The following is a 15,338-nucleotide window of genomic DNA, read 5'->3' as shown; positions in this document are numbered from 1 at the left end:
AACTGGGAAATATGTTGATCTTGTCCTTATTCAGAAGAATCTGAAGGATCTTCCAAAAAGCTATCTTTCTTACGCTTTCGTACATTTTCAGTAAGAAGGAATTCGATCTGACCATTTATTGAACGAAAATCATCTTCTGCCCACTGCGCCAATTCTTTCCATAATGAAGGTGAGAGACGGAGAAGGAGCTGTTTTTTTCCTTTTTCCTTATTTTCTTCCATATACCACCTTCCTTTTCAAAAGCCTAATAAATCGAACCGCTATTGATAATGGGTTGTGCATCCTTGTTTCCGCAGAGTACTACCAAGAGATTACTTACCATAGCAGCTTTGCGTTCGTCATCAAGTTCGACAATCTTATGTTCGCTTAACTGATTGAGAGCCATTTCTACCATACCCACAGCCCCTTCAACGATCATCTGCCTTGCAGCAATAATCGCAGATGCTTGCTGTCTTTGCAACATGGCGGCTGCAATCTCCGGAGCATAGGAAAGGTGAGTGATCCTGGCTTCCACTATTTCAATACCGGCAATATCTACCTTACCTTGTAGTTCTACCTTCAAATCCTCTGCAACATTCTTGCTGCTTCCCCTCAAGGACTTTTCTCCAAGTTCATCAGATGCATCATATGGAAATAAACGAACCACATTTCTCAAGGCAGAGTCACATTGGATGGAAAGGAACTCTATGTAATTATCTACATTGAAGACAGCTTTTGCAGAATCAACAACCTTCCAGATCACTACAATCCCGATGATTATCGGATTTCCCAAAGAATCGTTTACCTTCTGCTTCTCATTGTTAAGGGTCATTGCCTTCAAGGAAATTTTCTTGCTTGCTAATTGTATGGATCCATTCGATGCTCCCTTGGAAACTTCAATGGAAGACTTGGCCTTGGGATTGCCGGTAGTAGGGTCTGTATTGGCCGCCGGGTTCACTGCAGTGACAAACGGATTCACAAAATAAAAACCTTCCCTGTTCAGCGTACCGTAATAACGACCGAAAAGAGTCAATACCAAAGCTTCCTTAGGTTTGATAACCTTGAGCCCTGCATACAGGATAGGGCCAATGATAAATCCATAGCAGGAGAAAACTGTTATCAAGCTTGCTTTAAGCAGAATGCCCATAGGCCAGATGCAACAGAATATAAAGCCTACGATACACACAATAATCAACAAGGTGTTGATAACCAAGAATCTCATTCCATTGTTTGGAGCATCCAGAACCTTGTCAGTCCCATAACCATGGGAAGAAACCATGTTCGCCTCACTCATTTTGTCCTCCGAGAAAGTATCTATATGATATCAAAAAGATATCATATAGATATTCTTGCTATTTTATGGTTTTGTCAATAGACAGGAAATAAAACTTTTAAAAAATTGTTTTTCTTTTATGGCAACTATTGATTACAAAAACTCTGTGGGCCACATTGACAAAAGAAAAAGCAATTTATATGCTGAAGAAATAATAGTAGTACATAATAGACAACGGTAAGGTGGTTATATGGAAACTCTTTTACAAGATTTGATTGGTCTCGGATTTACCACTCTCCAGGCACAAATCTACATGACCTTGCTTACAGAAGGTGAACAATCGGGATATCAAATTGCAAAGGTAATTGGTATATCGCGTTCATCGGTGTATGCCGCCCTGGAAGGAATGTACCAAAAAGGCATCATATTGAAACTCAATGGTGAGGTTGCCTCCTATATTGCGCAAGATCCCAAGATATTGCTTGCCCAAATGACACAATCCTTTCGTGAACATATAGATAGCGCAGAGACTCAATTAAGTGGACTCTATGATGATAGAAGAGAAGAACGATATACCAATATCCATGGGTTCGATTCCATTGTAAGTTCAGCAAGAAATGCATTGCTCAATGCAAAAAAAGAAGTATACCTAAATACTGATTTCGACCTTTCTCTCTTTAGCAATGAATTCAATATACTTGCGAAACGGAACGTCAGGATACTGGTCTTTTCCTTTGCCACCTTGGAAACCAAGGACTTGCCTATAGAATTCTATAGCCATGAAGATAGCCAGTGCGAAGAGGAAAAACCTTCACGACTGATGCTTGTAATCGATTGTGACCAGGCCTTGGTTGCAGATACCTATAAAAAACGAGGAAGTTGGCTGGGAACCATAACCAACAATGCGTTGTTTGTCTCCATTGTCGCTGAACATATACATCATGATATCTATTTGTTGAGGCTCAAGCAGGAAAGGCAACGAGAAGTAATAACAGAATCAATAAAACTCCATACCCTTTTGGAAAATAAATAACCTATGGAAATTAAAAACTCCATAACAAGGCAAGTATTTAATCTGGCAATTCCTGTTACCTTACAAAGCTTATTCCAATCATCCTTGGAAATTATTGACCAGATCATGGTAGGGCAGCTGGGGTCCGTTACCATAGCATCCGTAGGGATGGGCAGTAAGTATGCCAATCTCTTCACCGTTACCCTTGCAGCAATAGGAACGGCCGCTTCGCTTATGATGGCCCAATACTATGGACAAAAAAACAATAAGGGACTGAGCAAGACTTTTTGGATAAATTCTATGTTTGCTTTCATCATTACCGTTCTCTTTTCACTTCCTGCACTATGCTGTCCTAAAGCAGTAATGTCCTTATATACCAATGAAGCTCCTGTAATTCCTCTTGCTTCAACCTATCTGTATATTATAGCTCTTGGTTTTCCTCCCTTGTTCATTACCAGCATGTTGGCCAACTATCTTCGTAACACACAATATCCAAGACTTCCCATGATTGCTTCGATTTTTTCCGTTATAATCAATACTCTTTTAAATTATGTATTGATCTTCGGTCCCTTTGGACTTCCTCGCCTGGGACTTCAGGGAGCTGCAATTGCAACAACCATCTCACGGTATCTGGAATGCCTGATCATTGGTCTATTGTTCTGGAGAATACAGATCAAAAGCGCCAATAGAATCACCTGGGAACAAGAAGGCTTTAGACCTTTTGCCAAAATGGCTTTCTTTATTGGCTTACCAGTATTGATAAATGAATTTCTTTGGGGATTCGGAGAGACAATATATGCAGTTATCTATGGCCATATGGGAACAGCGGCTATGGCGGCAATTACCTTGACCTTTCCTATCCAAGGGTTATGTATTGGCCTGTTTTCAGGGGTTTCCACTGCAGGTGCAATTCTGGTTGGAAACCAATTAGGGAAAAAAGAGGGCACCCACGCTTATATTCTGGCCAAACATTTCGTTGAGGGCACGATTATTGGTGGTATAGTACTAGGAATCTTGCTGTATATTGCAAGCCCTTTCTATGGAAATATTTTCAAGATAAACTCAGAAACCTATGTTTTGTTAGTTATGACTCTCAAAGTTTTTTCCATTGCCTTATGGATAAAGGTATCGAACATGGTCTTGGGTGGTTTGCTCAGAAGTGGGGGGAAAACTCATATTACCCTCTATTTGGATATGATTGGAACTTGGGCAATAGGTGTTCCTTTAGGACTTATAGCTGCATTCTCTTGGCATTGGTCGCTTCCCTGGGTGTATGCAATCATAACGATAGAGGAATTCGTACGATTTGTATTGGGTATCCTGATTGTCAGGTCAAAAAGGTGGATGAAAACTCTTGCTTAATTGATGAATAACGATAGGAAAAATTTACTAATTATTTATCTAAAAACAAGAAAGATATAAAGTGCATTATGAGAATAATGAATGAAATTTGTTTCTAAGGACAAGAAATTGATTAAAAAAACTTGACGACTTTTCAGTTTAACAGTTACATTATTGTAAATATGTATAAAGTATGTTGGAAGTGTGTTACCTATAGGATTGGCAAGTCATGTATATTCCTGCAATCCTCAAGACCTAAAGTAATAGCGGAATCAGTGAAAAGTTGGAGTTTCAAATGACAATGAAAAAAGCTCGTCAGTGTTCAGGGATACTTTTTTGGTTTAAAGATTCCAACAATGATATTTGGGTCCTTATAGGAAGAAGGCAATCTGCTCCTTGTAAAGGAATGTGGTCAATTCCTTTTATGCAATGCGAGCATCAGGAAAAAACAAAATTAACAACAGAAGATATAAAGAATACTGCACTGATGGTTTCCCAAAAAGAATTTGGCCTCCAGATAGATCTATCTGAAGACCTAAAACTCCTAGGGACCAAAAAGGGGCTATTCAAAAAATACATTGTATTTGCATACCAATATACTTCAATGGAATTGCCTCCATTGAAAAATAATTTTCTTATGGTTATGTGGTCAAAAAGTGATGAAGTTCCCAAACCCCATACTTTGTTTCTGAACAGGCTGCTAGGTAAATTGAAAGCGTTTTGACAGTATGTCATTTTCCAAGAATTTCACCTAGCAAGGTACATTTCCCTAATGCAACCAAATCTGGTTTTTCTTGGGCAATGATAGGGCTGTAAAGCAATATTGCACCATCAGCCTTGACTCGTTCTTCCCAATCTTCCATCCATTGTCCCTCTCCCCATCCATATGATCCAAACAAGGCAATGGGCTTTCCTTTCAGTTTGCTTTCAATAGAAGAGAACATGGGTTCGAAAACCTCTTCTTCCAAATTTTCCACCCCCATTGAAGGACATCCAAAAGCTATGGAATCATATAAATCAATTGAATCAGGACCAAAATTATCGGCTGTCAGTATTTGGACTTCAGTACCAAATTTTTTAGCACTGGCAGCAATTGCATTTGCCATTATTTCTGTATTACCTGTTCCTGAATAATATACTATTGCCAATTTATGCATAGAGTTACCTCTTTGTTATGACATTTTATTACTTTGAAATCCAGACCAAGAGGGAAGCGTCTTTGATTCCCTCTTTTCTGTTTGTTGCAACAGAAAGTCCAGAATATGTTTTTATAAATCAATGCTTTCCATAACGCCTTTGTATAGGGAAAGCAACCCTATCAAGAGTCCCTTGCTCTTTGAAAGTTCAGGACCAAAAACCAAATAGAATGTATAAATATTAGCAGTGGCTAACATTTACATTACTATATATACCTATAAGGAGAGTACAAGTCAAGAGAAGGGGAGCATTTTTTTTATTCGCAAGGAATTTTATTGAGAATCAGAAAGTTTTTTCATTTTTGCCACTATTGAGGATTCTTCACCAAAAAAAGTAACAGCTTCATTCAATGCCCATTGATACGCGACTTTGGCATCATCAAGATTTCCTGTTTTTCGGAAACATTTTGCGATGTGCGCTATCAGCCCGATTCGCTCTGCGTCGGTTGCCAAATCTTTTTCAATATCGAGATAGGAACGAATGATTATATACTGGTCAAGAGCTTCTCTATAACGTTTTTGTTTTTCAAAGCAGGAGGCCAAGGCAGCCCTAGCCATAATGGTTTGGCTATTGGTGGTACCGAAGATTTCCTCATACGCTTCTTTTACGGTAATTCGAATGGGTTCTTCTTTAAAAAAATCTTCTTTTTTATTGAAAATATCCGCCTGAAGACACAACGTATCAATATAGGTCAGATAATTGAACTCCCGTTCTTCATCCACATTGGTATCTGAAAGCGGAACATTCTTTTCCAAAAGCTCCGTAACCACCGCTTGAGCTTCTCCTAGGCGTTCATCATCAACAAAAGATGAACCCAAGGCAAGAAAAGCCTCATAGGAAAGGGAATCGTCCTTTCCGTTCAAAGCAACGGTACCTTGATAGATTTGTTGGGCAGTCAATACTTCGTTTATCGTATCCTTTGCTTCCATATAGGCCATGTTCAATTCACTCATAATAGTTATGAATTCCCAATTGAGAGGCCCTTTGTTATTAAAAAGTGTTACTTTTTGTTTTTCCAGCTCATAGATATGCTGATGTATTTTTGCAAAATACAATGGATTATCCATTTCATTGTTCAACAAAAAGTTGGCAAAGTAATTTTCCATACAGGATACTATTCCCCAAACCCTTAAAAGGTTGTTTGCGTATTTTTCTTTGCCTTGATTGCCAAAAAGCAATCATGGACAAAACTATCCAGGATTTCACATCCACTTGAATCGGAATACATACCGGTTATTGAAAACCCATTTTCGCAGAGGCCGCCTAGTAAGCTTTCCAAGGTATGACTGAACTCAATCGTATCATATTTTTGTAAATGTTTCTCTAGTTGCTTACGAGAAAGGCTTTTTGGATCGGAATAGGGAATAGTATATTTGATTTTCAGCTTACCTTTCTTTTCAGCCTGTTCCTCAAACATATAGAGAATTGGATTTATAGCTGAAGTAAGAAGATAACCACCGGTTTTAAGAATCCTGTTGCATTGGGCATAAACAGAAATTACATCATCAATGAAACATGTTGAAGTAGGATTATATATTAAATCAAATGCTTCATCGGGAAATCGGGAAAGATCGCGCATATCTCCCTGGATGGTCTTCAATGGCAAATTCTCAAGTTCGGCTATTTTTTTATCCTGGGCAATTTGTTTTTCCGAGATATCAAAGACTGTTACCTGAGCTCCAGCGGCACTAAGCAGGACTCCTTGCTGACCTCCTCCTGAGGCAAGGCAAAGAATTTTCTTTTCTCGTAGATCTCCAAGCCATGAAGGAGGAACCTCCTTAAAAGGAGTGAGAATGCAATGTACATCTCCCTTTCGAGCTGCTTCTATTTCTTTGGGAGTACACCCATCAGTCCAGATATTTCCTTGTTCTGATTCATGGTCCCAAGCCTTCCTGTTAGCGTCTGCATAGTCGATCATACGCGAAATGTAACATGGAATACCTGTCTCTACAAGCTACTTGGCAATAATTTGATAGCGACGTTATATATTTAGTATGGATAAGTATTTAGTTGGTATTGATGAATAAATGGGAATAGCATGGTCCCGAAGGAATTGCATAAAGGAAAAAGAAGAGGCAAGGAAGGAGAGCCTTACTCTCTTTCTCAACGATTCATAATCTTTTCAGGCTATTTTCAACGCCAATTTTGAAAAAACAGGCTTCTTCCTTGAACCGGTTTTTAAAAAACGAAACCTTCCCGTTTTATCAGGAAGGTTTCAAAGGTAGCGGCAAAGGGACTTGGACCCCTGACAAAACGGATATGAGCCGTTTGCTCTACCAACTGAGCTATGCCGCCATACAGTTGCCTCAAGCAACTCTGACACTATATCGGATGAGGAAGAATTTAGTCAAGGGGGTTTTCTCCAGTCTTTTCTTGATAGCTAAAGGCCATTTTTATGTATTAAAATTTTATTTTGTGATATCTTGGGCCTATGCAAAAGAAACAATATATATGCCCTAAATGTGGTTGTTCCCATTATGAATCTGATCAATTCCAAGCTACTGGCGGAAATTTTGCCAAGATCTTTGATGTTCAAAATAAACGTTTTGTCACTATAACCTGCACTCAGTGTGGGTATACTGAACTCTATAAAGGACAATCGAGTACTGGATGGAATGTCTTGGATTTTTTATTGAGCTGATACCATAAAGAAAATGCTTGCCTTTGTTGCTTGCAATCGCTACTCTACAAATATGGTTGGATTCTTTATTAAAAAATCATTCTTTGATGGATGGGATAACTTGATTGGTATGGTAATACACAATCTTGGCTATCTACTGGTCTTGCTTGCTCTTTTTGGCAGCATGGGGCTCTCCCAAAACCACATGGTACTGAGTGTTGTTTGCTTGATACTATCAGTTGGGTTGTTTGCTTTTTACACCTCAGGGGTTTCATCATCTGCCTGGGCCTATAGCAAATATGAAAGGAGCGGGTTCGAAGGCTTTAAAAAAGGATTGAGGCAATCCTGGCGCCATGCACTTTTATTTTGGGTGCTTACGCTATTGGATGTTTCCCTGATCATCCTGGTCATTCCTTTTTACATGAGTTTTGGCAATACCGTGGGAACTATCCTCTCAGTTATTTTGTTTTGGGTATTCGTCGGATTGTTCCTGGCTCTTATGTATTATTTTCCCTTATCCAATGTTATGAGTGGTGATCGCCCATTAAAGACACTCAAAAAGAGTTTTCTTCTTGTTTTTGACAATCTATGGTTTTCATTGTTTCTTGCTCTTGATGTAATCATTTCCTTAGTGCTTTCAATCTTTCTTGCCGGTCTTGCCCCTGGTGGCTGTGGCATACTTCTTGAATGTCAGGATGCAACAAAACTTCTGATGCTAAAATATGATTACCAGGAAGCAAACCCTGAAATGGAACGAAAAAACATTCCTTGGGACGATATCCTCTATGATGAAAGGGAATGTGTCGGACACAGGTCTTTAAAGAATATGATTTTTCCCTGGAAAGACTAAGGTATAAAAGAATGGCATTTGAAGTTGAATTGAAGGCTCATGTACAGGATCCCAAGGTCATTATGGCAATCTTGGAAGGATTCGAGCATATTTCTGAACCTGTATGTGAATATAAAAAAGATATCTACTATGCGAAGGCAAAGGGTGAGGATCCTCTTTTCCGTCTTCGCAAAGAAAGCTTTGGACCTGATTTTGATTCTCTTACCGGTTCCATCCTTTTTACCTATAAAGACAAAAGTCTCAAAGATGGCATTGAAGTGAATAGTGAGACGGAATTCACCACTTCAGATGCACAAGGCGAGAATGCCGAAAAATTCTTTCAAGCTTTAGGCTATGAGATCTATATCGAGAAAGAAAAGAAAGGATATTCCTTTGTTTATAAGCCTGAGGGATTTGAGCCATTGTTGCATATAGAGTTGGTTCAGGTAATTGGCTTGGGATGGTTCCTGGAAATGGAATTTCTTTTGGAGGAACAGGAACTGGTTCACGAAGCAAAGAAAAAGCTGCACGAGGTTCTTGGTATGGCAGGACTTGCAGAGTCCGATATAGAAAGCAAATATTACATGCATATGCTCAAGGAAAAATCAGCTCATTAAAGAAAAAATAGGCCCGAGGCGAATGCTTCGGGCCTTAAAACGTAAAAATTAGAAAAGAGGAATCCTTGGAACATCCTCAATAGCAAGATACTTGCTTAAACAGGTTACCAAGACTTCATGATCTTGCAAATCGGTAAGACCGGAAACCATCGCTACCGCCACGATTCCCACTCCTTGTACGATAATGGGAAAACCACCGCCACACGATACATACTGGGTTGGATCCAACCCTTTGTCAGCTAACGTCTTTCCCTGCTTTTGCAGCTGCATCGCAAAGTGAAGGCTACTGTTCTCATGCATCTTGACAGTGTTGAATTTACGATCCAACCAACGATCATTATTAAGTGTTGCACCTTCAGCAGAATATTGGAAAAGAACAAGTCCACTGACTTTCCTTATACCAATTGCTATGTGCAAATCCTTGTCCATTGCCTCTGAAACAATGATTTTTCCCAGTTCCCATGCATCTTCATGGGTGAAGGATTCAAAGGTCAACAATTCCTCTTGAGCCGCGACAACTGCCAATTTTTCATTGATGTCCATAATTTACTCCCTTGGGTAACGAAGACCCCATTCCTTTCTTACTTCATCCATAATTTCCATTACCCGTATGGTTTCGCTGTGAGGCATCTGTTTGCATTCCAGCTTTCCTTCAGCGATAGCCAATTGGGAAGCCTCGACCTCATGTTCAAATCCCGTAATATATTTGAACGGTTTATAATTCTCGATCAAATGATAATCAAGATCATACACATTGATTCCTTCGCAGTTATTGATATTCAGGAATTCAATGTAGCCCTTTGAGCCAAAAATCATTCCACGTCTATCAGAATTGCAAAGCATTGAACTATGCAAAAGTGCCATATTACCATTCTTGAATGTCATGGTGATACTATCATTTGCATCAACACCTGTTTCCAGCTTTGTGCACGTAGAGGTAATACGATCGATATCATTGCCAAAGACCATCATAGCAAAATTAATGGTATAGACTCCGAGGTCAAGCAAAGCTCCTCCTGCGAGGGCCAGCTCTCTCATTCTTGGAACGGTTTTGAGAGGGTAGCAAAGATTCGCGGTAAGTGATTGAGGATCACCTATTACCCTACGTTCAAGGATTTGATCCAAAACCAATCTCATAGGTAGATAGCGAGTCCAAATTGCCTCAGTTGCAAAAAGCTTGTGCTCCTCTGCATAGGAAAATATTTTTTTTGCCTCATCTGCGTTCACTGTGAACGGTTTTTCGCAGATTACATGTTTGCCATGTTCCAGGCACAGCATCATATGCTGGAAATGGAAGATATGAGGAGTACATACATATACCAATTCAACTTCCTTGTCCTCAAGCATTTCCTCATACGACCCGAATGCTTTCAAGATGGACCATTTCTTGGCAAAATCCTGGGCTTTCGCCAAGTCACGGGACGCTACTGCATATGCTTCGATACCCTCCATTTGTACAATGGTGGTAGCCATTTTCCTAGCTATATTTCCGGCGCCTAAAATTGCCATTTTCATAATTCACCTCCAATCGTAAAGATAGTATAGTCGTACTATTGCATATAAGAAAGAACCATTTTTAATTTAAAGAACAAGCAAGCAATTCATCGCAAAGGTCAGCATTCCCATTATGGCGAAAATAGTAATGGTTCTGGCTCTCAAAGAAGAGCTTGCAAGGAGATTTACCAGAGACCAAAGAGCAAAGAGTATAGCCGTGGAGACCGTCAGCATGGTTATCTGTCCCATTAATGCAATAAAGGGAAGCATCACCGCAAAAGACAGTGAGGCACGGCTTCCTCCTTGTGTACCCATGGAAAGGAAAAGAAAAGCCATCGCGGCAAAAAGCAAGGTTCCCAGCAAGGCAGGAATGATTTTTGCCGGATTCATCAAGAGAACACTGCTGATATTCACCAAGGCCAGGGTAATGATTTTCAAGGCTTCCGCAACAGTTGAAAAAACATGCCTTACAGAACTTTCCCTATCAAAAAGATGGTAGAGGCAAGAGACAACAAAACTGCCTATGAAGAAACAAAAGGTGACTATGGACCACAGGGACGCGGGAAGAAAGCTAGCTGAGTGCTCTTCCAGTACAATGACATAATATACCAGAAGGAAAATTGCTGCCGATCCTCCTATGATGTCAATGATTGCATTGAATATGGATACCGGTCTATACGTACGTTTCCCAGATTCCAATCGATTGAACGTGTCACTGTTAAAGCTGAAATTGAAAGAAGTTCCGTTTTTCAATTTCGCAAAGAATTCGACTCTGTGGACCTGTTGTGCATGGTCCGATATTTCTTGCACTTGCTTTTGGAAATCTGCGAAGACATTAGTCAATTCATCCATATTCAACTCCAAAATTTTTCAGTCTTGATTTCATTTATGAGGCAGGTGACCCGTTCCTTGAGAGCGTCGCAAATCATCTGCTCAGCTTCTGCCTGGTTTGTCTTTGCCAAAACTAGAGCCTGGGGAAATTCCATTGGCTTACCGATATTTGCATAATAATTTCTAGAGACAACTGTCATTTTTCTTCCGGCTGTCTTTGAATGCTTGTCCTTGACTCTTCTCTTGGGAGCAATCAGTCCTATAGGTATGATGGGTACGGGGTTTTTCAAGTAAATTCGGGCAATTCCTGGGCGGAATATCTCGATCTGTTGTTGCGTATTCAATCTCCCTTCAGGAAAAATATAGATACTATCACCTTCCTTAAGATAGGAAACCGAGGTATCGACAACTTTTGTTCTATCAGATTTGGAAAGAGCCTTGATTTGTTCAGTCCAATGTAAAAAACTCCCTACCACGGGAATGCCATAACCTGGGCCAATGACTACATGCAAAGGATCTTCCATCAAAGTCGTGACAAAGTGGACATCGCTTGAACTGAAATGATTTGAACAGAAAATCTTAGGACCAGTTGGTAGGGGAGTTTCTTGCCAAGTTTGGAAATCATAGTTTAGTTGAAGGCTTAGCTTTACGACCTTCCGATAGATACCATGCAAGAATCTACTCAGTGGCTTCACTCAATGCTCCTAGGATGCAGTGTACGAGCTGACTGAAGAAGGGTCAATATGCTTTGGCAATTCAATACCATGTAGGCATCCATAGATTTTTGTTCAACATGGAATCAAAAACCTGATGGGACTGAACCCCATATACTTGAAGAAGGTTTTCTTTGGTAATCACTGATTCAACGGTGCCTTCAGCCATTATCTTTCCCTTTTGCAAGAGTATTACTTCGTCACTATAGACTTGAACCAATAAAAGGTCATGCAGGACACAAACCACGGTCAAGTCTTTTTCGACAAGATGCCGAAGGAGATTCATCATTTTGCGTTGGTGCTTTACATCAAGGTGATTGACAGGTTCATCGAGCAACAGAATCTTGGCATCCTGGCAAAGTGCCCGGGCCAGGAGTACACGCTGCATTTCCCCTCCTGATATCTCGGTAACACGTTTTTCCTGAAGTTCTTCAATGTCACAATCCTTCAAGGCCGTTTCAATGGCATGGTCCTTATCAGTTCCATTATAGGCATAACGTCCCATGGCTACGGCTTGTCGAACGGTAAAACCATAATCAATCTTGCCATTTTGCGGTACAAAACCAAGGATTCGCGCAATATCCTTTTGCTTGAGCATATCGATTTTTTGGTTCTGTAAGTACACAAGCCCATTCTGGGGAATGAGTTCCCTATAAAAAAATTTCAGCAAGGTACTTTTGCCACTTCCATTTGGACCGGTAAGAGAGACAAACTTGTTCATGGGTACAGCCAATGAAAAATCAGAAAAGACAGAATTCTTGGGATATCCGCCATCTAGGGTTTTTGTTTCAAGACTATACATAGTCAGATCTCCCTTTTTTAAGCATCCAGACAAAGAGAGGAGCTCCCAACAAGGAAGTTATGACGCCAACGGGCATTTCCCCTGATGGAAGGATAATTCTTGACAAAGTGTCACTACCAAGCAAGAGCAATGAACCAAACATGGCCGTAGGCAAAAGCAAATGCTTATGACTTGGGCCAAGAATCAATCGAATGACATGAGGGGCCATCAAGCCAATAAATCCGATTACTCCAAAAAATGATACGCACGTGGCCACTCCCAGGGTAGCCAGCAAAAGGAACAGAATCCTTGCCCTGCCCATGGGAAATCCACCAGAGAGAGCTGACCCTTCATCGAGAAGCAGCATATCCAGGTCGCGATGCTTCAAAGACAGGGGAATGATGCAAAGCAAGGAGACTATAAAGGTATAGATAACCTGGGACCAAGTGCTGGAGGAAAAGCTACCCATCGTCCAAAAAAGAATCCTGTCATATTGTTCATGATGCAAGAACATCAGCAACGTCATTCCTGCTGAAAGAATATAGTTGGTCGCAACTCCAGTAAGGAGCAGGGTAGTCTTGCTTACTTTTGTATGCATACCCAAAGAAAATATGAATAGGGTAGTCAACAGTGCCCCGACCAAAGCAGAGAAAGGCAATCCGATTATCGATGAATAACCCAATGATATGGAAAGGGCAACTCCAAAGGAGGCTCCGCTTGAAACACCCAGGACAAACGGATCTGCCATGGGATTTCGCAGTGCAGCCTGGAATACGGCACCACAGCTACCAAGTATAGCCCCACAGAATATTGCTGATAGAATACGGGGTAATCGCAAGTCCCGTATGATATAGATTTGTGAAGCATCAAGATTCTTGCCAAAAAGTGTTGAGAACGTATCGGCAAAACTGATTTTTGCAGGTCCCAGGCCAAGGGAGGCAATTCCCAAAAGAAGTATGCAGATGCCAAGGATAATTCTGGGATGTCGTTTCATAGGTCAATTCCTGGATGTATGGCCTTTGCCAAGGTTTGCAAGGCCAAGGCACTTCTAGGCCCTTGCCGACTGATGAGATCAGCATCTATGCTTACCAGGTTTCCTTCCTTGGTTGAGCGAAGATCCTTATAAGGTTTTGTTGAAGAAAAGGCCTCAATGGTCTCTTTGGCGGTTTCGCCCCACCTCGGACTTATTATTATGAGATCAGGATCATTTTCTACCAATAATTCCTTGCTGTAAGTCCAATTTGATGCACTCTTTGCAATATTGGTTGCTCCAGATAAGCTAAGCATCTGGTCTATGAATGTATCACCTGTGGCTGTACCATCGAAGGATCCGAAATCAATGAGAAAATATACTCTTGGTTTCGGAAGGTCTTTTGTCTTTTCCACAACATTAGAAACTGTATTTTTCATAGTGGATACCAAAGCCTTGCCCTCTTTTTCCTTACCAAGAAGGAATGCAATATCCTCGATCATTGCATACGTACCGGAAAAAGTCTCCTGCTTATTTATGCAAACAATCTTGATGGAAGCTTTTTGCAAGGATTCAATCAACTGGTCACTTACAAAAGAACTGGCTATGACCAGATCTGGTTTCAAGGAAATAAGTTTTTCCACCGAAGGCGTATACAACGTCCCGATACTGGGGATGTTGGAAACTTCTACAGGATAATTGCAATAATCGGTTCTTCCGACCAATAGATCCAAGCTTCCCAGCGCAGCAATTGTCTCGGTTACGTTGGGAGCTAGACTTATGATACGTCGGGGATTTTCAGAAAAAGCAACAACACGTCCAAGACTATCGGTATAGGTCAATTTCACTGGTTTTTGTTCAACTTGGGGCTGTGCAAAAAGAGCAAGATTGAAGGATAAAAAAAAGGCAACGAGTAATATCGAAAATTTAGACCTAGACATAAAGCCCCTTTGGAATAATGGGCATACAAAATACCCAAGCCTATACTCCGTAGGCTCTTCGTACGTATCTGAGTCAGGTCTCCTGGCTTAGGCATTCACAGAATCTACGACTTCCCGCAAAATTGCAGTGTCCTTGGTAGATTCCCAGCCTTCACAGTGGCGGGACCGCAGAGGATTATACCTCTTTCCCTTGGCTACAGACGCTTTATCCTACGATTGTCAGTCCTAGCTGTCAAGCCAATCAGGTTGACCAGAATTCTGGCGTAGGTTACTATCGCCACTATGGAATATGCAAATATCGAGATATATACAGATGGTGGTTGTAGCGGAAATCCCGGTCCTGGCGGATGGGCTTTTGTACTCAGGGCAGATTCGGTTTTTGAAAAAGAAGCCAGCGGAGGAGCTGTCGCAACTACCAACAATAGAATGGAGTTGCAGGCTGTTATCGAAGCTTTGAAAACTTGTTTGAATTATAGCCCCAAGAAAATCATTATCAATACCGATAGTCAATATGTAAAAAATGGCATTACAGCCTGGATAACCAATTGGAAAAGGAATGGTTGGCGTACAGCCAACAAGGCACCTGTAAAGAATAAGGAATATTGGATTGAGCTTGATAGCTTGAACAGCCAACTTCCTGTTACGTGGAATTGGGTGAAGGGTCATGCTGGAATTGAATTGAATGAACGATGTGATTCCCTGGTAAGAAAAGAAATGGATGCCATCATTAAGGGGTAGGT

General features: G+C 40.7%; 19 protein-coding genes, 1 tRNA gene and 1 riboswitch. Of the genes, 7 read left to right on the top strand and 13 right to left on the bottom strand.

What is annotated here, in order from left to right; translation table 11 throughout:
* Window positions 1-26 precede the first annotated feature (26 nt).
* Together ACHZBG_RS10185 and ACHZBG_RS10180 are read right to left on the bottom strand one after the other, a co-directional pair.
* On the bottom strand, window positions 27-221 hold the full coding sequence (locus ACHZBG_RS10185) for an Arc family DNA-binding protein (RefSeq protein ID WP_320129354.1): 195 nt from the start codon (window positions 219-221) through the stop codon (window positions 27-29).
* 23 nt (window positions 222-244) lie between these two features.
* Window positions 245-1,273 carry an SPFH domain-containing protein gene (locus tag ACHZBG_RS10180; RefSeq protein ID WP_320129353.1) on the bottom strand — a complete coding sequence of 343 codons (1,029 nt, stop codon included), beginning with the start codon at window positions 1,271-1,273 and terminating at the stop codon, window positions 245-247.
* A gap of 229 nt (window positions 1,274-1,502) precedes the next feature.
* On the opposite strand from ACHZBG_RS10180, the gene ACHZBG_RS10175 reads away from it, so the two are divergent.
* The 3 genes from ACHZBG_RS10175 (at window position 1,503) to ACHZBG_RS10165 (ending at window position 4,329) form a co-directional block, all read left to right on the top strand.
* A complete protein-coding gene (locus ACHZBG_RS10175) occupies window positions 1,503-2,285 on the top strand; it encodes a helix-turn-helix domain-containing protein (protein ID WP_320129352.1) in 783 nt (260 codons plus the stop codon).
* A gap of 3 nt (window positions 2,286-2,288) precedes the next feature.
* On the top strand, window positions 2,289-3,626 hold the full coding sequence (locus ACHZBG_RS10170; RefSeq protein WP_320129351.1) for an MATE family efflux transporter: 1,338 nt from the start codon (window positions 2,289-2,291) through the stop codon (window positions 3,624-3,626).
* Window positions 3,627-3,900: 274 nt separating this feature from the next.
* Window positions 3,901-4,329 (top strand): hypothetical protein, encoded by a 429-nt coding sequence (locus ACHZBG_RS10165; protein ID WP_320129350.1) that lies wholly within the window; start codon window positions 3,901-3,903, stop codon window positions 4,327-4,329.
* 7 nt (window positions 4,330-4,336) lie between these two features.
* Here the strand turns inward: ACHZBG_RS10165 and ACHZBG_RS10160 are convergent, their stop codons facing one another.
* The 4 genes from ACHZBG_RS10160 to ACHZBG_RS10145 form a co-directional block, all read right to left on the bottom strand.
* Entirely contained in the window at window positions 4,337-4,762 is a 426-nt protein-coding gene (locus ACHZBG_RS10160) for a flavodoxin (protein ID WP_320129349.1), read from the bottom strand.
* Between the two features lie 312 nt (window positions 4,763-5,074).
* Window positions 5,075-5,869 (bottom strand): tetratricopeptide repeat protein, encoded by a 795-nt coding sequence (locus ACHZBG_RS10155; RefSeq protein ID WP_394699383.1) that lies wholly within the window; start codon window positions 5,867-5,869, stop codon window positions 5,075-5,077.
* Between the two features lie 62 nt (window positions 5,870-5,931).
* A complete protein-coding gene (locus ACHZBG_RS10150; RefSeq protein WP_320129347.1) occupies window positions 5,932-6,720 on the bottom strand; it encodes a class I SAM-dependent methyltransferase in 789 nt (262 codons plus the stop codon).
* Window positions 6,721-7,024: 304 nt separating this feature from the next.
* Window positions 7,025-7,097 (bottom strand) — tRNA-Met (locus tag ACHZBG_RS10145).
* Window positions 7,098-7,233: 136 nt separating this feature from the next.
* Between ACHZBG_RS10145 and ACHZBG_RS10140 the strand changes: the two genes are divergently transcribed.
* Genes ACHZBG_RS10140 through ACHZBG_RS10130 form a run of 3 tightly spaced genes read left to right on the top strand, consistent with a single transcriptional unit; the run spans window position 7,234 to window position 8,868 of the window.
* A complete protein-coding gene (locus ACHZBG_RS10140) occupies window positions 7,234-7,443 on the top strand; it encodes a zinc ribbon domain-containing protein (protein ID WP_320129346.1) in 210 nt (69 codons plus the stop codon).
* 52 nt (window positions 7,444-7,495) lie between these two features.
* Window positions 7,496-8,272 carry a hypothetical protein gene (locus ACHZBG_RS10135; protein ID WP_320129345.1) on the top strand — a complete coding sequence of 259 codons (777 nt, stop codon included), beginning with the start codon at window positions 7,496-7,498 and terminating at the stop codon, window positions 8,270-8,272.
* A gap of 11 nt (window positions 8,273-8,283) precedes the next feature.
* Window positions 8,284-8,868, top strand: a complete 585-nt coding sequence (locus tag ACHZBG_RS10130; protein ID WP_320129344.1) for a CYTH domain-containing protein — start codon at window positions 8,284-8,286, stop codon at window positions 8,866-8,868.
* 48 nt (window positions 8,869-8,916) lie between these two features.
* Here ACHZBG_RS10130 and ACHZBG_RS10125 read toward each other — a convergent pair whose 3' ends face one another.
* The 7 genes from ACHZBG_RS10125 to ACHZBG_RS10095 form a co-directional block, all read right to left on the bottom strand.
* On the bottom strand, window positions 8,917-9,411 hold the full coding sequence (locus ACHZBG_RS10125) for a heme-degrading domain-containing protein (RefSeq protein WP_320129343.1): 495 nt from the start codon (window positions 9,409-9,411) through the stop codon (window positions 8,917-8,919).
* 3 nt (window positions 9,412-9,414) lie between these two features.
* Window positions 9,415-10,383 (bottom strand): Gfo/Idh/MocA family oxidoreductase, encoded by a 969-nt coding sequence (locus ACHZBG_RS10120; protein ID WP_320129342.1) that lies wholly within the window; start codon window positions 10,381-10,383, stop codon window positions 9,415-9,417.
* Between the two features lie 66 nt (window positions 10,384-10,449).
* Window positions 10,450-11,214, bottom strand: coding sequence for a hypothetical protein (locus ACHZBG_RS10115; RefSeq protein WP_320129341.1), 765 nt, complete (start codon window positions 11,212-11,214; stop codon window positions 10,450-10,452).
* A gap of 2 nt (window positions 11,215-11,216) precedes the next feature.
* Entirely contained in the window at window positions 11,217-11,888 is a 672-nt protein-coding gene (locus ACHZBG_RS10110) for a lysophospholipid acyltransferase family protein (protein WP_320129340.1), read from the bottom strand.
* A gap of 61 nt (window positions 11,889-11,949) precedes the next feature.
* The gene (locus ACHZBG_RS10105) at window positions 11,950-12,708 is read right to left on the bottom strand and encodes an ABC transporter ATP-binding protein (RefSeq protein WP_320129339.1); all 759 of its coding nucleotides are present in this window, start codon (window positions 12,706-12,708) and stop codon (window positions 11,950-11,952) included.
* Entirely contained in the window at window positions 12,701-13,681 is a 981-nt protein-coding gene (locus ACHZBG_RS10100; RefSeq protein WP_320129338.1) for an iron ABC transporter permease, read from the bottom strand. The genes ACHZBG_RS10105 and ACHZBG_RS10100 overlap by 8 nt, the downstream gene beginning before the upstream one ends.
* Complete coding sequence (locus ACHZBG_RS10095) at window positions 13,678-14,598, bottom strand: ABC transporter substrate-binding protein (protein ID WP_320129337.1); 921 nt, start codon at window positions 14,596-14,598, stop codon at window positions 13,678-13,680. The genes ACHZBG_RS10100 and ACHZBG_RS10095 overlap by 4 nt, the downstream gene beginning before the upstream one ends.
* A 54-nt stretch (window positions 14,599-14,652) precedes the next feature.
* Window positions 14,653-14,853, bottom strand: a riboswitch (cobalamin riboswitch).
* 27 nt (window positions 14,854-14,880) lie between these two features.
* On the opposite strand from ACHZBG_RS10095, the gene rnhA reads away from it, so the two are divergent.
* Window positions 14,881-15,336, top strand: a complete 456-nt coding sequence (gene rnhA, locus ACHZBG_RS10090) for a ribonuclease HI (protein WP_320129336.1) — start codon at window positions 14,881-14,883, stop codon at window positions 15,334-15,336.
* The last annotated feature ends 2 nt before the right edge of the window (window positions 15,337-15,338 follow it).

Origin of the sequence: uncultured Sphaerochaeta sp. (genome assembly GCF_963676625.2) — a bacterium.
Taxonomy (GTDB): Bacteria; Spirochaetota; Spirochaetia; order Sphaerochaetales; family Sphaerochaetaceae; genus Sphaerochaeta.
Note: the sequence above shows the minus strand (reverse complement) of the source record. Positions and strands in the feature narration are given on the sequence as shown.

Bases quoted from the DNA above. Each gene is read 5' to 3' on its own strand.
- ACHZBG_RS10140 (WP_320129346.1), top strand. From the start codon at position 7,234: ATGCAAAAGAAACAATATATATGCCCTAAATGTGGTTGTTCCCATTAT.
- ACHZBG_RS10120 (WP_320129342.1), bottom strand. From the start codon at position 10,383: ATGAAAATGGCAATTTTAGGCGCCGGAAATATAGCTAGGAAAATGGCT.
- ACHZBG_RS10150 (WP_320129347.1), bottom strand. From the start codon at position 6,720: ATGATCGACTATGCAGACGCTAACAGGAAGGCTTGGGACCATGAATCA.
- ACHZBG_RS10170 (WP_320129351.1), top strand. From the start codon at position 2,289: ATGGAAATTAAAAACTCCATAACAAGGCAAGTATTTAATCTGGCAATT.
- rnhA (WP_320129336.1), top strand. From the start codon at position 14,881: ATGGAATATGCAAATATCGAGATATATACAGATGGTGGTTGTAGCGGA.
- ACHZBG_RS10100 (WP_320129338.1), bottom strand. From the start codon at position 13,681: ATGAAACGACATCCCAGAATTATCCTTGGCATCTGCATACTTCTTTTG.
- ACHZBG_RS10165 (WP_320129350.1), top strand. From the start codon at position 3,901: ATGACAATGAAAAAAGCTCGTCAGTGTTCAGGGATACTTTTTTGGTTT.
- ACHZBG_RS10160 (WP_320129349.1), bottom strand. From the start codon at position 4,762: ATGCATAAATTGGCAATAGTATATTATTCAGGAACAGGTAATACAGAA.
- ACHZBG_RS10175 (WP_320129352.1), top strand. From the start codon at position 1,503: ATGGAAACTCTTTTACAAGATTTGATTGGTCTCGGATTTACCACTCTC.
- ACHZBG_RS10135 (WP_320129345.1), top strand. From the start codon at position 7,496: ATGGTTGGATTCTTTATTAAAAAATCATTCTTTGATGGATGGGATAAC.
- ACHZBG_RS10105 (WP_320129339.1), bottom strand. From the start codon at position 12,708: ATGTATAGTCTTGAAACAAAAACCCTAGATGGCGGATATCCCAAGAAT.
- ACHZBG_RS10180 (WP_320129353.1), bottom strand. From the start codon at position 1,273: ATGAGTGAGGCGAACATGGTTTCTTCCCATGGTTATGGGACTGACAAG.
- ACHZBG_RS10095 (WP_320129337.1), bottom strand. From the start codon at position 14,598: ATGTCTAGGTCTAAATTTTCGATATTACTCGTTGCCTTTTTTTTATCC.
- ACHZBG_RS10125 (WP_320129343.1), bottom strand. From the start codon at position 9,411: ATGGACATCAATGAAAAATTGGCAGTTGTCGCGGCTCAAGAGGAATTG.
- ACHZBG_RS10155 (WP_394699383.1), bottom strand. From the start codon at position 5,869: ATGGATAATCCATTGTATTTTGCAAAAATACATCAGCATATCTATGAG.
- ACHZBG_RS10115 (WP_320129341.1), bottom strand. From the start codon at position 11,214: ATGGATGAATTGACTAATGTCTTCGCAGATTTCCAAAAGCAAGTGCAA.
- ACHZBG_RS10130 (WP_320129344.1), top strand. From the start codon at position 8,284: ATGGCATTTGAAGTTGAATTGAAGGCTCATGTACAGGATCCCAAGGTC.
- ACHZBG_RS10185 (WP_320129354.1), bottom strand. From the start codon at position 221: ATGGAAGAAAATAAGGAAAAAGGAAAAAAACAGCTCCTTCTCCGTCTC.